Genomic DNA, 21,018 nt, shown 5'->3' with positions numbered 1-21,018 from the left:
ACGGGCGGCCGATGACCCCGGAACAACTCGCCGCCGCCTGCAAACCGCTGGTGCTGGAACTCGGGGAGGCGTTCGCCCGCTGCCCGTCGACGCTGCGCCGGGCGCGGCTGCTGGGCATCTCCGGCTGGGCCTTCTACATCACCGGGCGGGCCGGTGCGCTCGGTGACGTCCGCGCCGAGACGGTCGCCGCCGCGCTCGGCTTCATCGCACCCGAGGCGGTCACGGACGGCTGGGACGCCGCCGCTCGGACCGTCCCGCCGCTGGAGGTGGCCGCCGCCAACCTGGCCGAGTGCTGCCGGTGGGGCACCGCCCGGCTGGGCGACGGCGCCGAGTCGTCCCGGCTCGCCGCGCTGCTGGGCCGCGCTGTCGACGCGGCGGACGGCAGCGGCATGCCGCTGTTCGCCGCCTGGCGGGCCATGCCGGTACCCGATCCCTCGCCCGGTGCGCGGGCGGCTGTCGGCATGCTGCTGCTGCGCGAGCACTTCGCCGGGGCGTACCTGCTGGCGGTGCGCGCCGCCGGGCTGACGCCGCTGGAGGCGGTGCTGGCCGGTCCGGAGGGCGAGGCGGGCGCCGCGGCGTGCGGCTGGGTGCCCCCGTACCCGCCGGTCGGGCCGCTGGTGCGGCGCCGGCTGTGGGCCGAGGCGGTGACCGACCGGCTGGCGTCGGCGGCGTTCCGCGCGTTGAGCGCGGCCGAGGGCGCCGAGCTGCTGGGTCTGCTCGGCGCCGCGCGGCAGCGCGCCCGCGGCGGATAAATGGGAGGCGATCCGGCCGGTCCGGCTGCCACGATCTGGCCCGTGACGCTCCCCGCCGGCTGGTCGGCCCGCCGCCCGACCCTCGACGACGTACCCGCGATCCTGGCGGTGGTGCACGCCTCCGACACGTTCGCCGTGGGCTACCCCGACTTCGACGACGAGGACGTGCGGTCCGCGCTGACCGCGCCGTTCGTCGACCCGGCCCGGGACTCCTGGCTGGTCACCGACCCGGACGGGACGGCGGTGGCGTGGTCGATCCTGGCCAACCCGAGCGGCGTGGGCCGGGAGTGGGTGGATGTCCTCGTCGACCCCGACCGCGGCGCCGACCTGCGCGCGCCGCTGCTGGCGCGGCTGCTGGAACGGGTCGCCGAGCGGGCCGCCGAGCGCGGCCTGCCCGCGCTGACCGCGCGCACCGGGGTGTACGCGCCGGAGACCCGCTGGGCCGGTGAGCTGGCCGAGGCCGGGTTCACCCGGATCAAGCGCTACATCCGGATGAGCCGCACGTTCGCCGACCTGCCCGCCGAGCCGACGCCCCCGCCCGGCGTGACGGTGCGGCCGCTGCGCGCCGACGACGAGAACGACCTGCGGCTGTTCCACCGGATCTACGACACCGCGTTCCGGGACACCCCCGATCACGACCCGCTCGACTTCGAGCGGTGGCGGGACCTGCTGCCGTCGTACGGCAAGGTCTGGGACGAGTGGCTGCTGGCCGAGGTCGACGGCGAGCCGGCCGGTGCGCTCCAGTCCTCCGACCAGGCGCTCGACCAGGACCTGGGGTGGGTGCGGACGCTGTCGGTGCTGCCCGCGTACCGGCGCCGCGGGGTGGGTGCGGCGCTGCTGCGCCGGGCCTTCGCGATCTACGCGGCGAAGGGCCGGACCGGCGCCGGGCTCGGCGTCGACCTGGCCAACCCGACCGCGCCGGTCACGCTCTACCGCTCCGTCGGGCTGGTGGAGGAGCGCTGGACCGACATGTACGAGCGGAGCGTGCCCGCCTCGCGGGTGTGACCCGGCACCCGCCTACCGGGGTCGCCGAGCGGCCGGAACGCTGTCCGGAGCACACTGTTCGGTGTGGGAGACGCGCTACGCGGACGCGGTGCCGGTGGGGCGGGACCGCAGCTCGGTGACGTAGTCGTCCGGCGCGCCCGCCTTCTCCGCGGCGTTCGCGAGCTCCGAGAGGTACCACGCGGTGGGCAGCCCGCCCTCGTACCCGTCGAACACGTAGACCCACGCGGTCACGTCACCGTCGAGCGTCGAGACGCGGACGGTCAGCTTGCGGTACGTCCCGGCGGTCACGCCCTCGATCTCGTCGAGCTGCGCCGCGTCGTACGGGTGGATGTCGTAGAGCGCCACGAACACCCGGTCACCCGGGGACTCGACCACGGTGCTGACCGAGCCCTCCCAGCCGATGACGTCCTCGCCGGCGAAGGTGAGCCGCCAGCCCTCGAGCCAGCCGGTGCCCACCATCGGCGAATGCGGGCAGTAGGCGCGCATGCGGGCGGGATCCAGGTTCGAGCCGTAAGCAGCGTAGAGACCCACGGCGACGACGATAGCCCGGCTGGCGGGTGGGGGAGAATACGACAGTGCGTGTCGGACGGGACGGGGAGAAGAAAGTCACTGTGAGCACTGTGAGCTTCGACGAAGGGATGGCTCCGTGAGCGCGAGGAGTGCAGCGGAGCGGAGCCCCGCAGTCGCGAACGAAGGGATGGCTCGGTGAGCCAGATCGTGATCATCGGCGGCGGACCGGCCGGGTACGAGGCGGCTCTGGTCGCCGCGCAGTTGGACGCCGAGGTCACCGTCGTCGAGGCGGAAGGGGCCGGTGGCGCCTGCGTGCTCTCCGACTGTGTGCCCTCCAAGACGTTCATCGCCAGCTCCGAGGTGGTCACCGGTTACCGGGACACCGAGGAGTTCGGCGTGCACTCCGACGGCCTGGAGGCGGTCACTGTCGACGCCCGCGCGGTGCACGAGCGGGTCAAGCGGCTCGCGCTGGCGCAGTCCGCCGACATCCACACCAAGCTCGTAAAGGCCGGTGTCGAGTTCGTCGCCGGCACCGCCCGGCTCGGTGAGGACACGCTCGGCCACACCCACCGGGTGATCGTCACCCCGGCCGGCGGCGGCGCCGAATACTCCATCGCCGCGTCGACGGTGCTCGTCGCGACCGGCGCGACCCCCCGCCAGTTGCCCACCGCCGTACCGGACGGCGAGCGCATCCTGACCTGGCGCCAGGTGTACGACCTGCCCGAGCTGCCCGAGCACCTGATCGTGGTCGGCTCCGGCGTGACCGGCGCCGAGTTCGCCAGCGCGTACCTCGCCATGGGCGTCAAGGTCACGCTGGTGTCCAGCCGCGACCGGGTCATGCCGCACGAGGACGCCGACGCCGCGTCGGCGATCGAGCGGGTGTTCCGCAACCGGGGCATGAGCATCCTGAACAACTCCCGCGCCGAGGCGGTCCGCCGCGTCGGCGACGGGGTCGAGGTGGTGCTCTCCGACGGGCGCCAGGTCACCGGCTCGCACGCGCTGATCGCTGTCGGCTCGATCCCGAACACCGCCGACCTGGGCCTGGCCGAGTACGGCGTGGAGCTGGCCCGGGGCGGTTACGTGACTGTCGACCGGGTCTCCCGTACCAACGTGCCGGGCATCTACGCGGCGGGTGACTGCACCGGCGTGCTCCCGCTGGCGAGCGTCGCGGCCATGCAGGGCCGCATCGCGATGTGGCACGCGCTGGGCGAGGCGGTCCGGCCGCTACGGCTGCGTACGGTCGCGGCGAACGTCTTCACCGACCCGGAGCTGGCCACCGTCGGCGTCTCCCAGGACGAGGTGGACGCCGGCAAGACCCCGGCCCGCCAGGTGATGCTGCCGCTGTCCGGCAACGCCCGGGCGAAGATGGACGACCTGGCCGACGGATTCGTCAAGCTGTTCTGCCGGCCGGCGAGCGGCCAGGTGATCGGCGGCGTGGTGGTGGCGCCGAAGGCCAGCGAGCTGATCCTGCCGATCACGATGGCGGTGGAGAACAACCTCACCGTCAACGAGCTGGCCCACACCATCACCATCTACCCGAGCCTGTCCGGCTCCATCACCGAGGCCGCCCGCCAGCTCATGCTCCACGAGCTGGAGTAGCGCGCCACCTTCTGCTCGTCGATCATGGAGTTGCGGCCCCCGATCCGACCGGAATGCCCGGTCTGTGCGGGGTCACAACTGCATGATCGACGACTTTGGTCAGGGTGAGGTGCAGGGCCAGGGTGGCCAGGAGGGCCGTCTCGGTCAGGATGAGCGCGCGCTCGATCAGGCCCAGCAGGGCTCGGTCACCCGGGTAGGCGGACCAGATCATCGTGGCCGCGAGCACCACGCTGGCTGCGGTCAGGCCGCGCAGCCAGGCGGCCGCCCCGGCGACCGGGTGCCGGGCGAGCAGCCAGCCGGCCACCGGCAGCGCCAGGAACGACAGCACCGAGGCGTACCGGTGCACGTACGCGGCGGTGTCCATCGGCGTACCCGGCTCGTTCGTGGGCACCACTGCGGCGGCCAGCAACCCGGCCGACCAGGCGGTCAGCAAAGCGATCGGCACCCGGCCCGCACCGGCCCGGCGTAGCGCCGGCAGCAACACGAGACTGGCCGCCGCGAGCACCGCCATCGCCGTGTCGATGACGCCGCCCCGATCGGAGACGGCGAAGTCGCTGACGGTCAGCGACCAGGGATCCAGATCGTCGTTCACCTCAAGATGACCGACCGTCGCGAGCACCGCCGCCAGGACGATCCCGCCGAGTGCCAACAGGCCACTTCTCCGCGTTCCAGGCATACGGCCAGCCTGTCGCCGGAACCGCCCCAGACGGATCCGGGACCACCACCCACTTCGCTACCCGGGTCGTCCCCTACCGGACCCCCGAGAACGCGTCAGGCCACGTCGAGGCGGATGTTCCCGATTCGAGCGACCACATCGAGGTGTCCGCCCAGCCCGGTGACGTAGGCGCGCAGGATGTCCAGGTTGACACTCTCGCCGTTCTCGATCTGGCTGATCCGTGCCTGAGACAAGCCGGCCGCTTCCGCCAGCTGGGCCTGGGTCATGCCCAGCTGCTTGCGGATCTCCGCCAGCTGCGCGCCGCTGACCGAAGCCAGCATCTGCTCTCGCAACTGTCCCCGCCTGGCCACACGCTCGCTGTCGTCCCACGAGGGATCGATACTTCGGGCTTTCGCCTTGACGTCGCGCCAGTTCGCCCCACCACTCATGGCTGTTCTTCCTTCAAGTTCAGCTGCCGGTCGAGTCGGCGGTGGCCTCGGCGCGGGTCTGCCGGGTGCTGCTGATCCAGGTCATCGCCCACCCGGCCAGCGCGAACCCGGCCGCGGCCACCCCGCCGATCAGCAGCAGCCGCCACGCCGAGTGGGTCAGCGCCGTACCGCCCAGATGACCGACCAGCGCCCCGTAGCTGGACCAGGCGAGAGCCGCCGCCGCCTCGTAGGGCAGGAAGAGGCGGTACGGGTAGCGGCTGCGCCCGGCCGAGAAGCAGGCCGCCATCCGGCCGCCGGGCACGAAGCGGCAGAGCAGGATCACTAGCGGCCCCGGTTCGCGCAGCCCGCGAGTGACCCGGGTGACGGCCCGGCGTGCCCGTCCGGGTGTCGTCGCGCGGGCCGGGCGGCGGGTCGGCGTGGTGCGGCCGATCAGATAGCAGGCCAGATCCCCGATGAACACGCCGGCGGCGCCGACCGCGATGGTGAGCGGCAGGCTGAGTCCGCCGTACACGGTCAGCGCCCCGCTGGTGATCATGACGAGCTGGGTCGGCACCACCGGGACGAAGGCGTCGGCGATCAGCAGGATCAGCAGCAGCGCGTACGCCCACATGGGCGACGCGACGTCAGAGATGAGTTCGGCCACGACCGCCACCTCGCCGGAGTTCTCCGTTCGACCGGATCGAGCCTGACGCCGTGTCGGGCGTCACCACCACCGGCCCCGCCTGGCGGTGACAGGCGACACCGACGGGCCGCAGGTGTGCAACGAGCCGACCCGGCCGGAGGTGACGGGTGGGCGGGGCCCCGGGGCGGGGCGGCGGATCGACGGATCGCGGCGTACCGTTGACGGGACGCGGCACCGGAGCCGTCGGGTCCCCCGTTCCCGATGCCCTGGCCGCGGCGGGTCGCCGACAGGTCCCGTGTCGGCGACCCGCACCCTCTCTCCGAAACTCGGATGCGCCGTCGATATCCGCGCGCCTACCGTCGTGGCATGCGCAGCGCGGTAGTGACCACGACGCCGGGTGTTCCCGGCGTGCCGCACTGACGTTTCCGTCGACGAGGCCCCGGGGCGATCCGCTCCGGGGCCTCGCGGCGTACCGGGCCTGCTCGCCTCCGGGTCGTACCCGATCAAGGAGAGCGACATGATCGACCACCGTAGGCTCGGCCGGGACCTGGAGCTGTTCGTCTCCGACCCGCTCGCGGGCGCCGGGCTGCCGATCTGGCTGCCGGCCGGCGCCGCCGCCCGGCACGCCGTCGAGGAGTACGTCCGGGAGCTGGAGCGCCGGGCCGGTTACCAGCACGTCTACTCGCCGCCGCTGGGCAAGCGGGAACTGTTCGAGCTGTCCGGGCACCTGGGCTACTTCGCCGACGACATGTTCCCGCCGATGCGGCTGAGTGCCGACGACGAGTTCGTGCTGCGCCCGGCGCTCTGCCCGCACCACGCGCTGGTGTTCCGCGCCCGCGGCCGCTCCTACCGGGAGCTGCCGCTGCGGGTCGCCGAGTTGGGCGGCATGTACCGGGCGGAGCGTTCCGGGGTGCTGGGCGGGCTGTCCCGGGTGCGCGCCATCTCGCTCAACGACGCGCACAACTTCTGCGCGCTGGGGCAGGTCGGCGACGAGGTCCGCGAGATCCTGCGGCTGATCGGCGAGGCGCACGCCGCGCTCGGCGTCCGTCCCGCCGGGTTCCGCTTGTCGCTGCGCGGGCAGGACCAGCGGTACGTGGGCGACGACGCCGGCTGGGCACGCGCCGAGGAACTGCTCCGCGCCGCGCTCGACGGGGTGGACGTCGTCGAGGCGCCCGGCGAGGCCGCGTTCTACGGCCCGAAGATCGACATTCAGATCGTGGACGCGGCCGGCCGGGAGTCGACCATCTCCACCGTCCAGCTCGACTTCGACAAGCCGGAGCGGTTCGACCTGTCGTACACCGACTCGGACGGCCGCCGGAAACGGCCGGTGATGGTGCACCGCAGCCTCGTCGGCAGCATGGAGCGGCTGTTCGCGTACCTGATCGAGGTGCACGAGGGCGCGTTCCCCGCCTGGTACGCCCCGGTGCAGTTGCTGCTGCTCCCGGTCGACGCGGCGCAGGCCGAGGCGACCGTCGTGCTGGCCCGCCGGGCCGAGGCGGCCGGGCTGCGGGCCGAGGTCGACCACGCCGGTTCGCTGGGTGCCCGGATCCGGGACGCGTCCCGCAGCCGCGTCCCGTACACCGGGGTTCTGGGCCCCCGGGAGGCGGCCGACGGTTCGGTCTCGCTGCGCCTGCGCGACGGCCGGGTGCTCGACCCGATGCCCGCCGCGCAGGCGCTGGGCCTGATCGGCGCGGTGGTCGCGAGCCGGTCGGCGGAGCTGCTCCCGGCCTGACCCCGGCCCGTCCGGGTGCCGGTGAGGCGCCCGGACGGGGACCGGTGCCGGACCTGTGGCCGGGTCCACGTCAGTTCCCGACCGGCGTGCCGGCGCCGGCCCGCATTCCCGGCGGGCCGGCCGGGGCGGGTGCCGGCACCTCGTCGGAGATGACCGCGCCGCTGAACTGCGCCCGGTAGAGGCGGGCGTACGCGCCACCGGCGGCGACGAGCTGGTCATGGGTGCCCTGCTCGACGATCCGGCCCTGCTCCATCATCAGGATCAGGTCGGCGTCGCGGATCGTGGAGAGCCGGTGCGCGATGACGAAGCTCGTCCGGTCCGACCGCAGCGCCGCCATGGCGCGTTGGAGCAGCACCTCGGTGCGGGTGTCCACCGAGCTGGTCGCCTCGTCCAGGATCAGCAGCGACGGCTCGGCCAGGAACGCCCGGGCGATGGTGATGAGCTGCTTCTCGCCGGCGCTGACGTTGCTGCCCTCCTCGTCGATCACCGTGTCGTAGCCGTCCGGCAGGCTGCGGACGAACCGGTCCACGAACGTCGCCCGGGCGGCGGCGAGGATCTCCTCCTCGGTGGCGTCCGGCCGGCCGTAGGCGATGTTGTCCCGGATGGTGCCGCCGAACAGCCAGGTGTCCTGGAGCACCATGCCGATCCGGCCGCGCAGGTCGTCGCGGCGCATCGTGGAGATGTCCACCCCGTCCAGCGTGATCCGCCCGCCGTCCAGCTCGTAGAACCGCATGACCAGGTTGACCAGCGTGGTCTTGCCGGCGCCGGTGGGACCGACGATGGCGACCGTGTGACCCGGCTCGGCGACCAGCGACAGGTCGTCGATGAGCGGCTTCTCCGGGTCGTACCGGAAGGAGACGTGCTCGAACTCGACGCGCCCGTGCGGGTCGGCGACCCGGGCCGGCTGGGCCGGGTCCGGGCTCTGCTCGTCGGCGTCGAGCACCGCGAAGACCCGCTCGGCCGAGGCCACCCCGGACTGCAACAGGTTGGCCATCGACGCGACCTGGGTGAGCGGCTGGGTGAACTGCCTCGAGTACTGGATGAACGCCTGCACGTCACCGAGGCTCATCGAGCCCGACGCCACCCGCAGGCCGCCGACCACGGCGATCGCGACGTAGCTGAGGTTCCCGATGAAGAACATCGCCGGCATGATCAGCCCGGAGACGAACTGCGCGCCGAAGCCGGCCCGGAACAGCTCCTCGTTCTTGGCGTGGAAGGCGGCCTCGACCTCCTTCTGCCGGCCGAAGACCTTGACCAGCTCGTGCCCGGTGTACGCCTCCTCGATCTGGCCGTTCAGCTCGCCGGTGTGCTTCCACTGGGCGATGAACTTGCCCTGCGACCGCTTGGCGATCAGGCTGGTGACCACCACCGACATCGGCACCGCGACGAGCGCGACGACCGCCAGCAACGGCGAGATCCAGAACATCATTCCGAGTACGCCGACGACGGTGAGCAGCGACGTGAGTAACTGGCTCAGCGTCTGCTGGAGCGTCTGCGACACGTTGTCGATGTCGTTCGTGACCCGGCTCAGCAGCTCACCGCGGGGCTGCTTGTCGAAGTAGGGCAGCGGCAGCCGGTTGAGCTTGTCCTCCACGTCGGCGCGCAGCGTCAGCACGGTGCGCTGCACCACGCCGTTGAGCACCCAGCCCTGCGCCCACTGGAGCATGCTCGCGCCGACGTAGAGCACGACGGCGAACGCCAGCACCCGGCCCAGCGCGTCGAAGTCGATGCCGGTGCCCGGGATCACGTCCATCCGGGCCAGCATGTCGGCGAAGTTGCCGTTGCCCTCGGCGCGGGCCGCCTCCGCCGCCGCCTCGGTGGTGGTGCCGGGCGGCAGCTGCCGCCCGATCACCCCGCTGAAGATGATGTCGGTGGCGTGGCCGAGCACCTTCGGCCCGATGACGCTGAGCCCGACGCTGGCCAGGGCCAGCGCGAGCACGCCGGTGAGCTGGAGTCGGTACGGCCGCAGCCGCGCCAGCAGCCGCCGTGCCGACGGCCCGAAGTTCATCGCCTTCTCGGCCGGCATGCCCATGCTCATGTGCGGCGGGCCACCGCCGGGCCGGCGTCCGGCCGGGGGTAGTCGCGACGGTTCGTTCTTCTGCTGCGGTACCGACCCGCTCCTCGCGCTCACGCGGCCACCTCCGCCGTCTGCTGCGACGCGACGATCTCGGCGTACGTGGGGCAGCTCTCCAGCAGTTCCTCATGTCGTCCCATCCCGACGACACCCCCGTCCTCGAGCACGATGATCTGGTCGGCGTCGACGATCGTGGAGACCCGCTGGGCCACGATCACCACCGCCGCGTCCGCGGTGACCGGCTTGAGGGCGGCCCGCAGCCGGGCGTCCGTGCCGAGGTCGAGCGCGGAGAAGGAGTCGTCGAAGAGATAGATCTCCGGTTTGCGGACGAGCGCGCGGGCGATGGCGAGGCGTTGCCGCTGGCCGCCGGAGACGTTCGTGCCGCCCTGCGCGATCGGCGCCTCCAGTCCGCCCGGCATCTCCGCGACGAAGTCGCGCGCCTGGGCGATCTCCAGCGCGGCCCACAGGTCGGCGTCGGTGGCGTCCGGGTTGCCGTAACGCAGGTTGCTCGCGACCGTGCCGGTGAACAGGTAGGGCCGCTGGGGCACCAGTCCGATCCGCCGCCACAGCTCGTCCGGGGCCAGGTCCCGCACGTCCACGCCGTCCACCAGGACGGCGCCGGCGGTCGGGTCGACCAGCCGGGGGATGAGCGTCAGCAGCGTGGTCTTGCCGGCACCGGTGGAACCGATGATCGCCGTGGTCCGGCCCGGCTCGGCCCGGAACGAGATGTCGTGCAGGACCGGTGCGCTCGCGCCCGGGTACTGGAATCCGGCGCCGCGCAGTTCCAGTTCGCCCCGGCCGGTGACCTCGGTGACCGGGTCGGGCGACGGCACCACCGACGAGTCGGTGTCCAGCACCTCCTCGATGCGCTCGGCGCAGACCGCGGCCCGGGGCACCATCATCAGCATGAAGGTGGCCATCATGACGGCCATCAGGATCTGCATCAGGTACTGCAGGAACGCGGTGAGCGCGCCGACCTGGATCTGACCGGAGTCGACCCGTGCCGCGCCGAACCAGAGCACCGCGACGCTGGAGACGTTCAGGACCAGCATCACGATCGGGAAGATCAGCGCCTGGAGCCGCCCGATCCGCAGCGCGGTGGTGGTCAGGTCGGTGTTCGCGGCCCGGAACCGGTCGGTCTCGTACGGCTCGCGGACGAACGCCCGGACCACCCGGATGCCGGTGATCTGCTCGCGCAGCACCCGGTTGACGGTGTCGATACGGGTCTGCATGAGCCGGAAGCCCGGCACCATCCGGCGGATGATCAGGCCCAGCGCGACGGCGAGCACCGGTACGCAGACCAGCATCAGCCAGGACAGGCCGACGTCCTCGCGCAGCGCCATCACCACGCCACCGACGCTCATGATCGGTGCGGCCACCAGCATGGTGCAGCTCAGCAGCACCAGCATCTGCACCTGCTGGACGTCGTTGGTGTTACGGGTGATCAGGGACGGCGCTCCGAACCGGGCGACCTCGCGGGCGGAGAAGCTGTTGACCCGCCGGAAGATCGAGCCGCGCACGTCGCGGCCGAACGCCATCGCGGTCTTCGCGCCGAAGTAGACGGCGGCGATCGAACAGGCGATCTGGAGCAGGCTGACCACCAGCATCCACCCGCCCGTACGCAGGATCTGGTCGGTGTCGCCGACGGCGACGCCCCGGTCGATGATGTCGGCGTTCAGGCTCGGCAGGTAGAGCGAGGCGATGGTGCCGACGAACTGGAAGGCCACCACGGCGGCCAGCCATCGTCGGTACGGGCGCAGATGTGAGCGGAGCAGGCGGATCAACACGGATGGCTCCCCGTTGGCGGCTCGGTGTCGGACTCGCTGTCCCGGTTCAACCGACGGAGGTCCCCGTCGGACATGCCGGTGATGATTTCGATCAGGAACTCGCGGATCACCGCCCGGTTGGCCGGGTCGGCGTCGACCGACGTCAACGGCCGGTCGCTGTGGATCATGTCGATGATGGCGCGGGCGTGCTCGCCGCCCTTGTCGGTCAGGGTGAGCCGGACCGTGCGCCGGTCCTCCGGCGCGCGACGGCGGCTGACGAAGCCGTCGCGTTCGAGGGTGTCGACGATGCCGGTGAGTGTGGCGGGCCGGACGAAGCACAGCTCCGCCATTTCCCGGTGGCTCACGTCGCCGGCTCGGAGGAGGATCATCAGGACCCGCATGCCGGCGGACGTGAGCCCGTGGTGTTCGGCGAGGTAACGCCCCCAGTGCTGCTCGACGACGTGCCCGGCGATCGAGATCAGCCGGCCGAGTGGCGCGTGGTGCAAGGCATCGGGGAAGCGGACGAGCGGGCCCATGTTCACGAGCGTCAGATTAGCTCCCGAATCATCAGGGCCCAAACTAATTCTGAGAATCTCCTCAGCCGCGGTCGGCGCGCGCCCGGGACGGCTCGTCCGGGGCGGTGGCGACGTACTCCCGCATCACCTCGGTGACCTCGCGCAGGAACGCGGTGGTGGCCTCGGTCTGCTCGGGCGTGAGCCGGGCGACCGCCCGGTCGACGCCGACGAGCATCGGGCGCAGCGCCTCCAGCACCTCGCCGACGGCGCTCTCGGTCACCTGGAGGCAGAGTCGCCGCCGGTCGTGCGGGTGCGGGGTCCGGGCGACGTGACCGGCCTGCACGAGCCGGTCCACGAGAGTGGTCGCCGAGGCGGACCGGATGCCGAGCCGGTTGCCCAGCTCCACCGGGCCCAGCGGCTCGGGGCTGGAGACCAGATGGTCGATGGCCGCGGCGTCGGTCGCGTTGAGGCCCAGGCGGCGGGCCAGCGCGGCCCGGGTGTCACCGGCGATCCGCAGTACGTCGCGCAGCGCGCGGGAAGCCTCGCTGCTCGGTGGTGGACCCGGCGTGGGCTCTGCGGTTGACGGCACCCCCTCCATGGGATAAAGCTAGCATCTCGGGTAGCTAGAAAATCTAGCTAAAGGGAGGCGAGATGCGCGGCGACGGACGCGGACGCTGGTTCGGGCTGCTGGCCCTCAGCCTCGGCGTAGCGATGATCATCGTGGACGCGACGATCGTGAACGTCGCGGTGCCGCAGATCATCCGGGATCTCGACATCACCTCCACCGACGCGCAGTGGGTGCAGGAGGCGTACACCCTGGTCTTCGCCGCGTTGCTGCTGGTCGCCGGCCGCTTCGCCGACCGGTCCGGGCGGCGGCGGATGTTCCTCGTCGGCGTCACCGTGTTCGTGGTCGCCAGCGTGCTCGCGGCGCTCGCCGGCTCCGGCGAGACGCTGATCGCCTCCCGGGTGCTCCAGGGCGTCGGCGGGGCGATGATGCTGCCCACCTCGCTGTCCCTGCTCAACGCCAACTTCACCGGCCGGGAGAAGGGCATCGCGTTCGCCGTCTGGGGCTCCACCATCGGTGGCGCGGCGGCACTCGGCCCGCTGCTCGGCGGCTGGCTCACCACCACGTACTCCTGGCGGTGGGCCTTCGGCATCAACGTCCCGGTCAGCCTGGCCGTGATCGTGGGGACGCTCGTACTCGTGGCGGAGTCCCGCGACGAGCACGCCGAGCGCGGCCTCGACCTGCTCGGCGCGCTGCTCTCGGTGATCGGCATGACCGGCGTGGTCTTCGCGCTGATCGAGGGCCGCACCTACGGCTGGTGGGAGCGGGAACGGCCGTTCAGCCTGTTCGGGCTGGACTGGACCGCGTCGATCTCGCCGGTGCCGGTGGCCGCGCTGGTCGGCCTCGTCGCGCTCGGGATCTTCCTGGCCCAGCAGGTACGCCGCAACCGGGCCGGCCGTCCGGCCCTGCTCGACCTGTCGCTGTTCGGCATCGGCTCGTTCCGCAACGGCATCCTGGCCGCCGCGATCGTCAGCCTGGGCGAGTTCGGCCTGCTGTTCGCGCTGCCCCTGTGGTTCCAGAACGTGCTCGGCTACAGCGCCTTCCGGACCGGCCTGGCGCTGCTGCCGCTGGCCGTCGGCAGCTTCCTGGCCAGCGGCATCGGCGCGCCGCTGACCCAGCGCTGGGGCGCGGCCCGGGTGGTCCAGCTCGGCGTCGCCGCCGAACTGGTCGGCGTGGCCGGGCTCGGGCTCGTGGTCGCACCGGACACCAGCTGGTGGGCGCCACTGGGCTTCCTGTTCGTGTACGGCGTCGGCGTCGGCCTGGCCACCGCCCAGCTCACCGGCGTCTCCCTGTCGCAGGTGCCGGTACGCCGCAGCGGCCAGGGCTCGGGCCTGCAGAGCACCGCCCGGCAGGTCGGCTCCGCGCTCGGCATCGCGGTGCTCGGCACCGTGCTCTTCGCCGGCCTCGGCGGGATCCTCGGCGACCGGCTGGCCGACCAGCCCGGACTCACCCCCGATCAGCGGGACCAGGTGGTGAGCGCGGTCAAGGAGAGCGCCGGCGCGGCGATCGGCGGGCTGGAGGCGGACCCGCGTACCGCGCCGATCGCCGAGGAGGCGAAGGCGGCGTTCTCCGAGGCCACCCGGTACGCGGCCTTCGCCGGAGCCGGATTCCTGCTGGTCGGCCTGGTCGCCTGCCTGCGCCTGCCGACCGTTCGTCACGAGGAGACCGGCGACTCCCCGCCCGCCGAGACGGAGCCGGCCCGGGCCTGAGCCGCGCCGGGCCACCCCGCCCGGCCCGCCGGGCTCATCCGCCGAGGGCCACCGCCAGCGCCGCGCCCACGAAGACGACCTGCAGCACGGTACGGACACCGAGCGGCGTCACCGGGCGCCCGGCGAGCGTGAGGCGTCGCCGCGCGGCCGACACGTTCGCCGGGAACATGGCGAGCATCAGCAGGGCCAGCCCGGCTGCCGCCCAGCGCGCGGTGGCCGGGACCAGCAGGGCGAGCGCGCCGGCGAGTTCCAGCACGCCGGTGACGGTGACCAGCAGGCCGGGCCGGGGCAGCGACGGCGGGACCATGGCGATCAGGTCGGCCCGCCGGGACGCGAAGTGGGCCACGCCGGTCAGCACGAACATCAGCGCCAGCCCGACCCGCAGGGCGGGGTGCCACCCGTCCAGGGCGTCCACGCCGAGCAGGCCGGCGATCCGGGCCAGCGCGGTGCCGGCGAGAAGTGCGATCAGGGGTGCCATGGTCGATCCCTCCGGTTCCAGCCATCTTGTCGATGACAAGATTGCGTCGGCGGATGCCATCTTGTCAATGACAAGTTAGGGTGACGGCATGGCCTCGTACCACCACGGCGACCTTCGTCGCGTCCTGCTGAGCACCGCGGCCGAGGCGATCGCCGAGTCCGGGCCGGCCGCGCTGAGCCTGCGTGAACTGGCGCGCCGGGCCGGGGTCTCGCACGCCGCGCCCGCGCACCACTTCGGCGACAAGGCCGGGCTGCTCACCGCGCTCGCCGTCCAGGGCTTCGACCTGCTGACCGACGCGTTGCGGGAGGCCGGGGACGACCTGCTCGACACCGGCGTGGCCTACGTCGGGTTCGCGGTGCGGCACCGGGCGCACTTCGACGTCATGTTCCGGCCCGAGCTCTACCGGGCCGACGACCCGGAGCTGATCGCCGCCCGCGCCCGGTCCGGGGAGCTGCTGCGCGGCGGCGTGGCCCGGCACACCGGGCGGGAGCCGGACGCCGACGCGCTGGCCGCCTGGTCGATCGTGCACGGCTTCGCCACGCTCTGGCTCTCCGGCGCGCTGCCGCCACGGGTGGGCGACGACCCGGAGGCCGCCGCCCGCACCGTGATCAGGCGGTTGTTCGGCTGAGCCCGGCAGGGCGTCACCAGCTCGTCGGCAGCGGCATCCCCTCGGTGTAGCCGGCGGCGCTCTGCACGCCGACGAGCGCCCGCTCGTGGAACTCCTCCAGGCTGCGCGCCCCCGCGTACGTGAACGCGCTGCGCACGCCCGAGATGATCTCGTCGATCAGGTCCTCGACGCCGGGCCGGTTCGGGTCCAGATACATCCGGGCCGAGGAGATGCCCTCCTCGAAGATCGCCTTCCGGGCCCTGTCGAACGCGCTGTCCTCGGCCGTACGGGCGCTCACCGCGCGCGACGACGCCATGCCGAAGCTCTCCTTGTAGCGCCGCCCGTCGGCGTCGGTGTAGAGGTCGCCGGGCGACTCGTAGGTGCCGGCGAACCAGGAGCCGATCATCACGTTCGACGCGCCCGCGGCCAGCGCCAGCGCCACGTCGCGCGGGTGGCGTACGCCGCCGTCGGCCCAGACGTGCCGCCCCAGCGAACGGGCCGCCGCCGCGCAGTCGAGCACCGCGGAGAACTGCGGACGACCCACGCCCGTCATCATCCGGGTGGTGCACATCGCACCCGGTCCGACGCCCACCTTCACGATGTCCGCGCCCGCGTCGACCAGGTCGCGTACGCCGTCTGCCGTCACCACGTTCCCGGCCGCCACCGGCACCGGCGGGTCCAGCCGGCGGACCGCCCGCAGCGCCTGGAGCATCCGCTCCTGATGCCCGTGCGCGGTGTCCACGACGAGCGTGTCCACACCGGCCTCCAGCAGCGCGGCGGCCTTGCCGGTGACGTCGCCGTTGATGCCCACGGCGGCCGCGATCCGCAGCCGTCCCCGGTCGTCCACGGCCGGGCTGTAGAGCGTGGCGCGCAGCGCGCCCTGCCGGGTCAGCACCCCGACCAGGCGGCCGTCGCCGTCCACCACCGGCGCGAGCCGCCGGCGGCCCGCCGACAGCCGGTCGAATCCGGTACGCGGGTCCGCGTCCGCAGGCACGGTGTGCAGCTCGGTCGACATCACGTGCCGGAGCTGGGCGAAGCGGTCCACCCCGACGGTGTCCGCCTCGGTCACCACGCCCATCGGCCGGCCGTCCGCGTCGACCACCACCACCGCGCCGTGCGACCGCTTCGGCAACAGGTGGATGGCGTCGCCGACGGTGTCGGTCGGCCCGAGCGTGATCGCCGTGTCGTGCACCAGGTGCCGCTGCTTGACCCAGCCGACCACGTCGGCGACGACCTCGATCGGGATGTCCTGCGGGATCACCGCCACCGCGCCGCGCCGCGCCACCGTCTCGGCCATCCGCCGCCCGGCGACGGCTGTCATGTTCGCCACCACCAACGGGATGGTGGTGCCGGTCCCGTCGGTGGTGGCCAGGTCGACGTCGAGCCGGGAGCCCACCTCGGAACGGTTGGGCGCCATGAAGACGTCGTTGTAGGTCAGGTCGTGCGCGGGGACCGCGCCGTGAAGGAACCGCACCCGGCCATCATTCCCGCCCGGCGGCGCTCCCGCCCTCGGTGGTGGCTCAGACCACCCGGCCCCGCGCTGTTAAGAGGGGGCCCCTTCTCTGCCGCACGCGTTAAGAAGGGGCCCTTCCTTACACCTCAGGCGATGGTGCAGATCGCGGCGCCGGACGTGATCACCGCGCCCACCTCCGCGGCGAGCCCGCTCACCTTGCCGGCCTTGTGCGCGTGCAGCGGCTGCTCCATCTTCATCGCCTCCAGCACCACGACCAGGTCGCCCTCGGCCACCTCGTCACCGTCCGCCACGGCGATCTTGACGATCGTGCCCTGCATCGGGGAGGTGAGCGTGTCACCGCTGACCGCGGCGCCCGCCTTGCCCCCGCCACCCCGGCGGGTCGGCTTCTTCGCGGCGGGCGCGGCTGCCGCCGTACCCGCGCCGAGCCCGGCGGGGAGGACGACCTCCAGCCGCTTGCCGCCCACCTCGACCACGACGGTCTCGCGCTCGGCCGGTTCGTCGGCGGTGCCGGCGGTGGCGGTGAAGGCCGGGACGGTGTTGTCCCACTCGGTCTCGATCCACCGGGTGTGCACGGTGAACGGCTCGGCGGTGAACGCCTCGTCGCGGATCACCAGGCGGTGGAAGGGCAGCGCGGTGGCCATGCCCTCGACCACCATCTCGTCGAGCGCCCGGCGGGCCCGCTCCAGCGCCTCTGCGCGCGTCTCACCGACGATGATCACCTTGGCGAGCAGCGAGTCGAAGTTGCCACCGATCACGTCGCCGGCCGAGATGCCGGTGTCGACCCGGACGCCCGGCCCCGACGGCAGGCGCAGCGCGGTGACGGTGCCCGGGGCGGGCAGGAAGTTGCGGCCCGGGTCCTCGCCGTTGATCCGGAACTCGATGGCGTGCCCGCGCGGCGCCGGGTCCTCGGTGAAGCGCAGCTTCTCCCCGTCGGCGATGCGGAACTGCTCGCGTACCAGGTCGATGCCGGAGGTCTCCTCGGTGACCGGGTGCTCGACCTGGAGCCGGGTGTTCACCTCCAGGAACGAGATCGTGCCGTCCGCGCCGACCAGGTATTCCACGGTGCCGGCACCGTGGTAGCCGGCCTCCCGGCAGATGGCCTTGGCGCTGTCGTGGATCTGGACGCGCTGGGCGTCGGTGAGGAACGGCGCGGGCGCCTCCTCGACCAGCTTCTGGTGGCGGCGCTGCAGCGAGCAGTCCCGGGTGCCCACCACGATCACGTTGCCGTGCTGGTCGGCCAGCACCTGCGCCTCGACGTGGCGCGGCTTGTCCAGGTAGCGCTCGACGAAGCACTCGCCCCGGCCGAAGGCGGCGACCGCCTCGCGGGTGGCCGACTCGAACAGGTGCGGGATCTCCTCCATCGTGCGGGCGACCTTCAGGCCACGCCCGCCACCGCCGAAGGCGGCCTTGATGGCGACCGGCAGGCCGTGGTCGACGGCGAACGCCATCACCTCGTCGGCGTTGGCGACCGGGTCCGGAGTGCCGGGCACCAGCGGCGCGCCGGCCCGCTGCGCGATGTGCCGGGCGGTCACCTTGTCGCCGAGGTCGCGGATCGCCTGCGGGGTGGGGCCGATCCAGGTCAGCCCGGCGTCGAGGACGGCCTGGGCGAAGTCGGCGTTCTCGGAGAGGAAGCCGTAGCCGGGGTGCACCGCGTCCGCGCCGGAGCGGGCCGCCACGTCGATCAGCTTGTCGATGCGCAGGTAGCTGTCGGCGGCGGTGTCGCCGCCGAGCGCGTACGCCTCGTCGGCGAGCGTGGCGTGCAGGGCGTCCCGATCGGAGTCCGCGTAGACGGCGACGCTGGCCAGCCCGGCGTCGCGGCAGGCGCGGATGACGCGGACGGCGATCTCGCCGCGGTTGGCGATGAGAACCTTGCGCACCTTGGGGCTCCTCCCGGGAGGTCGTTGCCGGGAGTTTAGCGGCCGAGCTGCGAGGCCTAACGATCGCTCAGTGTGGGATGCGGCACTGTAGTCAAACTTGGTTATTACGCTTGTCCCGTGTCGGCAACGAGGATGATGATTCTGGGCCTGGTCCGGTGGATGCAGCCGGTGCACGGCTACGACGTGCGCCGCGAGTTGCTCAGCTGGAGCGCGGACAAGTGGGCCAACGTGCAGCCGGGCTCGATCTACCACGCGTTGCGCAAGCTCACCGACGAGGGCCTGCTCCGGACCGTCTCGGTGGAGCAGGTGGGCGCCCGTCCGGCGCGCACCACGTACGAGGTGACGCCGAAGGGGGAGGACGAGTTCGAGACGCTGCTGCGGGCGCAGTGGTGGCAGGTCCAGGAGCCGCCGGACCCGTTCGTGGCGGCGTTCTCGTTCCTGCCGGCGATGCCGCGCGAGGAGGCCGCGGCGGCGCTGCGCAACCGGGCGAACCTGCTCCGGGCCGGTGTCGAGTCGATGCGCGCCTCGCTCGACTCGGACTGGGTGCGCACCCGCAAGCCGGTGCACGTCGGGTGGATGTTCGAGCTGTGGCTGGCCCGCGCCGAGGCGGAGACGGCCTGGTGCGAGCGGATCGCGGAGCGGATCGAGTCGGGAGTGTCGTACCTGCCGGATGGGATGGAACGGGCCGAGGGTTGGTCGGGCTGGACCGACGGCTCCGGTGACACGACATAATCAACGTTGACTACAAGAGTTATATCGCGTTAGCCTCGGCGGGAATCGCGGGGGATTCGTGCGTCCTCGCGGACGATCGGCGGCCGCTCAGGTCCGCCCGGACGACCAGGAGCAGAAATGATCGAGACCAGGGGGTTGCGGAAGTCGTACCGCTCCCGCGCGGGTCGCGAGACGAAGACCGTGGACGCGGTCCGCGGCGTCAACCTCGACGTCGCGGCGGGGGAGATCTTCGGCTTCCTCGGGCCCAACGGCGCCGGCAAGACCACCACGCTGCGGATGCTCGCCACGCTCATCGAGCCGGACGGCGGGGAGGCCACGGTGGCCGGGGCCGACCTGCGCAAGAACCCGGCCGAGGTGCGCCGCCGGATCGGTTACGTGGCCCAGGGCGGCAGCACCTGGGACGAGTCGAGCGCCCGCGAGGAGCTGGTGCTCCAGGCCCGCCTCTACGGCATCAGCAAGGCCGAGGCGCACCGCCGCGCCGAGCGCGCCCTGGAAGCCTTCCAGCTCACCGAGTACGCCGACCGCAAGAGCAAGACCTACTCCGGCGGACAGCGCCGGCGCGTCGAGATCGCGCTCGGCATCATCCACGAGCCGAAGATCGTCTTCCTGGACGAGCCGACCACCGGCCTCGACCCGCAGAGCCGCGCGCACATGTGGGACGAGATCCGCCGGCTCCGGACCGAGGGGATGACCGTCTTCATCACCACGCACTACCTGGACGAGGCGGACGCACTCTGCGACCGCATCGCGATCATGGACCACGGCGAGGTGGTCGCCGAGGGCACACCGGCCGAGCTGAAGCGGGAGATCTCCGGCGAGGTGGTGATCGTCGGCCTGGACGCCGCGACCACCCCGCGCGCGGCCGAGCTGCTCGACACCGAGGCGTACGTGAGCAAGCTGGAGACCGTCGACGAGGGCGGCCTGCGTCTCTACGTCGACGAGGGCGCCACCGCGATCCCGCAGGTGCTGCGCCGCCTCGACCACGCCGGGCTGGACCTGCGCTCGATCGAGCTGCACCGCCCCAGCCTCGACGACGTCTTCCTCACCAAGACCGGCCGCTCGCTGCGCGAGTCCTGACCCCCGGAGTAGCTGTCATGAAACTCGCCCGCGACACCTGGCTGATCTTCCAGCGCCAGACGCAACTACTGCTGCGCAACCCGGTGTGGATCTTCGTCGGCGTCTTCCAGCCGGTGATGTACCTGCTCCTGTTCGCCCCGCTGCTCAAGCCCGCGCTGAACGCGCCCACCCAGGCCGACGCGTACAAGATCTTCGTGCCCGGCCTGCTCGTGCTGCTGGCCATCTTCGGCGGCCTGTTCCAGGGCTTCGGCCTGATCGCCGAGCTGCGCGCCGGCGTCATCGAACGCTCCCGGGTCACCCCGGTCAGCCGGCTCGCCCTGCTGCTCGGCCGCTCGCTGCGTGACGTGGTCTCGCTGATCGTGCAGGCGGTCATCATCACGCTGCTGGCGCTCGCGTTCGACCTGCGCGTGTTCATCGGGAACCTGCTCCTGGCGTACCTGATGCTCGCCCTCATCGCGCTGATGACCTCGGCCGTCTCCTACGGCATCGCGCTCAAGGTCAAGAGCGAGGACGCGCTCGCCCCGCTGATGAACACCGTCGCGCAACCGGTGCTGCTGCTCTCCGGCATCCTGCTGCCGCTCACCTTCGCCCCCGGCTGGCTGCAGGGCGTGGCCAAGTGGAACCCGTTCTCCTGGGCCGTCGAGGGCACCCGCGCGCTGTTCAACGGCGACCTCGGCAACGACCGGGTCTGGCAGGGTCTCGGCATCATCGCGGTGCTCGCCGCCGCCGGTGTGGTCTGGGCCGCCCGTCAGTTCGCCCGTAGCGTGCGCTGAGCAGGGGGAGAGCTACCTCTCAGCAGGGGCGGGGCACCGGCCGGACG

Annotated in this window: 20 protein-coding genes; 9 read left to right on the top strand and 11 right to left on the bottom strand. The window is 72.4% G+C overall.

Going from position 1 to position 21,018, the window contains the following annotated elements; genetic code table 11:
- The first annotated feature begins 11 nt into the window (after nucleotides 1-11).
- Together O7607_RS08555 and O7607_RS08550 are read left to right on the top strand one after the other, a co-directional pair.
- On the top strand, nucleotides 12-752 hold the full coding sequence (locus tag O7607_RS08555; RefSeq protein ID WP_194798620.1) for an SCO6745 family protein: 741 nt from the start codon (nucleotides 12-14) through the stop codon (nucleotides 750-752).
- Between the two features lie 42 nt (nucleotides 753-794).
- Nucleotides 795-1,757: a GNAT family N-acetyltransferase gene (locus O7607_RS08550; RefSeq protein ID WP_269702252.1), complete on the top strand. Its 963-nt coding sequence runs from the start codon at nucleotides 795-797 to the stop codon at nucleotides 1,755-1,757.
- Between the two features lie 75 nt (nucleotides 1,758-1,832).
- Here the strand turns inward: O7607_RS08550 and O7607_RS08545 are convergent, their stop codons facing one another.
- Nucleotides 1,833-2,288, bottom strand: a complete 456-nt coding sequence (locus tag O7607_RS08545; RefSeq protein WP_194798618.1) for a gamma-glutamylcyclotransferase — start codon at nucleotides 2,286-2,288, stop codon at nucleotides 1,833-1,835.
- A gap of 174 nt (nucleotides 2,289-2,462) precedes the next feature.
- Between O7607_RS08545 and O7607_RS08540 the strand changes: the two genes are divergently transcribed.
- The gene (locus O7607_RS08540) at nucleotides 2,463-3,866 is read left to right on the top strand and encodes an NAD(P)H-quinone dehydrogenase (protein WP_269702251.1); all 1,404 of its coding nucleotides are present in this window, start codon (nucleotides 2,463-2,465) and stop codon (nucleotides 3,864-3,866) included.
- Nucleotides 3,867-3,888: 22 nt separating this feature from the next.
- Here O7607_RS08540 and O7607_RS08535 read toward each other — a convergent pair whose 3' ends face one another.
- The 3 genes from O7607_RS08535 to O7607_RS08525 all read right to left on the bottom strand — a co-directional run bounded on the left by O7607_RS08535 (nucleotide 3,889) and on the right by O7607_RS08525 (nucleotide 5,613).
- Nucleotides 3,889-4,515, bottom strand: a complete 627-nt coding sequence (locus O7607_RS08535) for a DUF998 domain-containing protein (protein WP_269702250.1) — start codon at nucleotides 4,513-4,515, stop codon at nucleotides 3,889-3,891.
- A 122-nt stretch (nucleotides 4,516-4,637) separates the two neighbouring features.
- Nucleotides 4,638-4,970, bottom strand: a complete 333-nt coding sequence (locus O7607_RS08530) for a helix-turn-helix domain-containing protein (RefSeq protein WP_269702248.1) — start codon at nucleotides 4,968-4,970, stop codon at nucleotides 4,638-4,640.
- Nucleotides 4,971-4,989: 19 nt separating this feature from the next.
- Complete coding sequence (locus tag O7607_RS08525; protein ID WP_269702246.1) at nucleotides 4,990-5,613, bottom strand: DedA family protein; 624 nt, start codon at nucleotides 5,611-5,613, stop codon at nucleotides 4,990-4,992.
- A gap of 496 nt (nucleotides 5,614-6,109) precedes the next feature.
- Between O7607_RS08525 and thrS the strand changes: the two genes are divergently transcribed.
- A complete protein-coding gene (thrS, locus tag O7607_RS08520) occupies nucleotides 6,110-7,324 on the top strand; it encodes a threonine--tRNA ligase (RefSeq protein WP_269702244.1) in 1,215 nt (404 codons plus the stop codon).
- A 70-nt stretch (nucleotides 7,325-7,394) separates the two neighbouring features.
- Here the strand turns inward: thrS and O7607_RS08515 are convergent, their stop codons facing one another.
- The 4 genes from O7607_RS08515 to O7607_RS08500 form a co-directional block, all read right to left on the bottom strand.
- On the bottom strand, nucleotides 7,395-9,350 hold the full coding sequence (locus O7607_RS08515; protein WP_442929521.1) for an ABC transporter ATP-binding protein: 1,956 nt from the start codon (nucleotides 9,348-9,350) through the stop codon (nucleotides 7,395-7,397).
- A gap of 101 nt (nucleotides 9,351-9,451) precedes the next feature.
- Nucleotides 9,452-11,185 carry an ABC transporter ATP-binding protein gene (locus tag O7607_RS08510; RefSeq protein ID WP_269702242.1) on the bottom strand — a complete coding sequence of 578 codons (1,734 nt, stop codon included), beginning with the start codon at nucleotides 11,183-11,185 and terminating at the stop codon, nucleotides 9,452-9,454.
- Nucleotides 11,179-11,700, bottom strand: a complete 522-nt coding sequence (locus tag O7607_RS08505; protein ID WP_269702240.1) for a MarR family winged helix-turn-helix transcriptional regulator — start codon at nucleotides 11,698-11,700, stop codon at nucleotides 11,179-11,181. The genes O7607_RS08510 and O7607_RS08505 overlap by 7 nt, the downstream gene beginning before the upstream one ends.
- 61 nt (nucleotides 11,701-11,761) lie before the next feature.
- Complete coding sequence (locus O7607_RS08500) at nucleotides 11,762-12,277, bottom strand: MarR family winged helix-turn-helix transcriptional regulator (protein WP_269702238.1); 516 nt, start codon at nucleotides 12,275-12,277, stop codon at nucleotides 11,762-11,764.
- Between the two features lie 53 nt (nucleotides 12,278-12,330).
- Between O7607_RS08500 and O7607_RS08495 the strand changes: the two genes are divergently transcribed.
- A complete protein-coding gene (locus tag O7607_RS08495) occupies nucleotides 12,331-13,953 on the top strand; it encodes a DHA2 family efflux MFS transporter permease subunit (protein ID WP_269702237.1) in 1,623 nt (540 codons plus the stop codon).
- Nucleotides 13,954-13,987: 34 nt separating this feature from the next.
- Here the strand turns inward: O7607_RS08495 and O7607_RS08490 are convergent, their stop codons facing one another.
- Nucleotides 13,988-14,431 carry a DoxX family protein gene (locus tag O7607_RS08490; protein WP_269702235.1) on the bottom strand — a complete coding sequence of 148 codons (444 nt, stop codon included), beginning with the start codon at nucleotides 14,429-14,431 and terminating at the stop codon, nucleotides 13,988-13,990.
- A gap of 88 nt (nucleotides 14,432-14,519) precedes the next feature.
- Between O7607_RS08490 and O7607_RS08485 the strand changes: the two genes are divergently transcribed.
- Nucleotides 14,520-15,059: a TetR/AcrR family transcriptional regulator gene (locus O7607_RS08485; RefSeq protein WP_269702233.1), complete on the top strand. Its 540-nt coding sequence runs from the start codon at nucleotides 14,520-14,522 to the stop codon at nucleotides 15,057-15,059.
- A gap of 13 nt (nucleotides 15,060-15,072) precedes the next feature.
- Here O7607_RS08485 and O7607_RS08480 read toward each other — a convergent pair whose 3' ends face one another.
- Together O7607_RS08480 and O7607_RS08475 are read right to left on the bottom strand one after the other, a co-directional pair.
- Entirely contained in the window at nucleotides 15,073-16,512 is a 1,440-nt protein-coding gene (locus O7607_RS08480; protein ID WP_269702232.1) for a GuaB1 family IMP dehydrogenase-related protein, read from the bottom strand.
- 125 nt (nucleotides 16,513-16,637) lie between these two features.
- Nucleotides 16,638-18,389: an acetyl/propionyl/methylcrotonyl-CoA carboxylase subunit alpha gene (locus O7607_RS08475; RefSeq protein ID WP_269702231.1), complete on the bottom strand. Its 1,752-nt coding sequence runs from the start codon at nucleotides 18,387-18,389 to the stop codon at nucleotides 16,638-16,640.
- Nucleotides 18,390-18,521: 132 nt separating this feature from the next.
- Between O7607_RS08475 and O7607_RS08470 the strand changes: the two genes are divergently transcribed.
- From O7607_RS08470 to O7607_RS08460, 3 genes are all read left to right on the top strand, one after another.
- On the top strand, nucleotides 18,522-19,121 hold the full coding sequence (locus O7607_RS08470) for a PadR family transcriptional regulator (protein WP_269706918.1): 600 nt from the start codon (nucleotides 18,522-18,524) through the stop codon (nucleotides 19,119-19,121).
- 117 nt (nucleotides 19,122-19,238) lie between these two features.
- Entirely contained in the window at nucleotides 19,239-20,198 is a 960-nt protein-coding gene (locus O7607_RS08465) for an ATP-binding cassette domain-containing protein (protein WP_071096823.1), read from the top strand.
- Between the two features lie 17 nt (nucleotides 20,199-20,215).
- The gene (locus O7607_RS08460) at nucleotides 20,216-20,971 is read left to right on the top strand and encodes an ABC transporter permease (RefSeq protein ID WP_269702229.1); all 756 of its coding nucleotides are present in this window, start codon (nucleotides 20,216-20,218) and stop codon (nucleotides 20,969-20,971) included.
- Nucleotides 20,972-21,018: the final 47 nt, after the last annotated feature.

The organism is Micromonospora sp. WMMA1949 (assembly GCF_027460145.1).
Lineage (GTDB): Bacteria > Actinomycetota > Actinomycetes > Mycobacteriales > Micromonosporaceae > Micromonospora.
This window is presented reverse-complemented; position numbering and strand designations above follow the sequence as displayed.

What these genes read in the sequence shown, in the direction of transcription:
- O7607_RS08465 (WP_071096823.1), top strand. Translation starts at nt 19,239, where the DNA reads ATGATCGAGACCAGGGGGTTGCGGAAGTCGTACCGCTCCCGCGCGGGT.
- O7607_RS08495 (WP_269702237.1), top strand. Translation starts at nt 12,331, where the DNA reads ATGCGCGGCGACGGACGCGGACGCTGGTTCGGGCTGCTGGCCCTCAGC.
- O7607_RS08470 (WP_269706918.1), top strand. Translation starts at nt 18,522, where the DNA reads ATGATGATTCTGGGCCTGGTCCGGTGGATGCAGCCGGTGCACGGCTAC.
- O7607_RS08490 (WP_269702235.1), bottom strand. Translation starts at nt 14,431, where the DNA reads ATGGCACCCCTGATCGCACTTCTCGCCGGCACCGCGCTGGCCCGGATC.
- O7607_RS08485 (WP_269702233.1), top strand. Translation starts at nt 14,520, where the DNA reads ATGGCCTCGTACCACCACGGCGACCTTCGTCGCGTCCTGCTGAGCACC.
- O7607_RS08460 (WP_269702229.1), top strand. Translation starts at nt 20,216, where the DNA reads ATGAAACTCGCCCGCGACACCTGGCTGATCTTCCAGCGCCAGACGCAA.
- O7607_RS08500 (WP_269702238.1), bottom strand. Translation starts at nt 12,277, where the DNA reads ATGGAGGGGGTGCCGTCAACCGCAGAGCCCACGCCGGGTCCACCACCG.
- O7607_RS08505 (WP_269702240.1), bottom strand. Translation starts at nt 11,700, where the DNA reads ATGGGCCCGCTCGTCCGCTTCCCCGATGCCTTGCACCACGCGCCACTC.
- O7607_RS08530 (WP_269702248.1), bottom strand. Translation starts at nt 4,970, where the DNA reads ATGAGTGGTGGGGCGAACTGGCGCGACGTCAAGGCGAAAGCCCGAAGT.
- O7607_RS08555 (WP_194798620.1), top strand. Translation starts at nt 12, where the DNA reads ATGACCCCGGAACAACTCGCCGCCGCCTGCAAACCGCTGGTGCTGGAA.
- O7607_RS08515 (WP_442929521.1), bottom strand. Translation starts at nt 9,350, where the DNA reads ATGCCGGCCGAGAAGGCGATGAACTTCGGGCCGTCGGCACGGCGGCTG.
- thrS (WP_269702244.1), top strand. Translation starts at nt 6,110, where the DNA reads ATGATCGACCACCGTAGGCTCGGCCGGGACCTGGAGCTGTTCGTCTCC.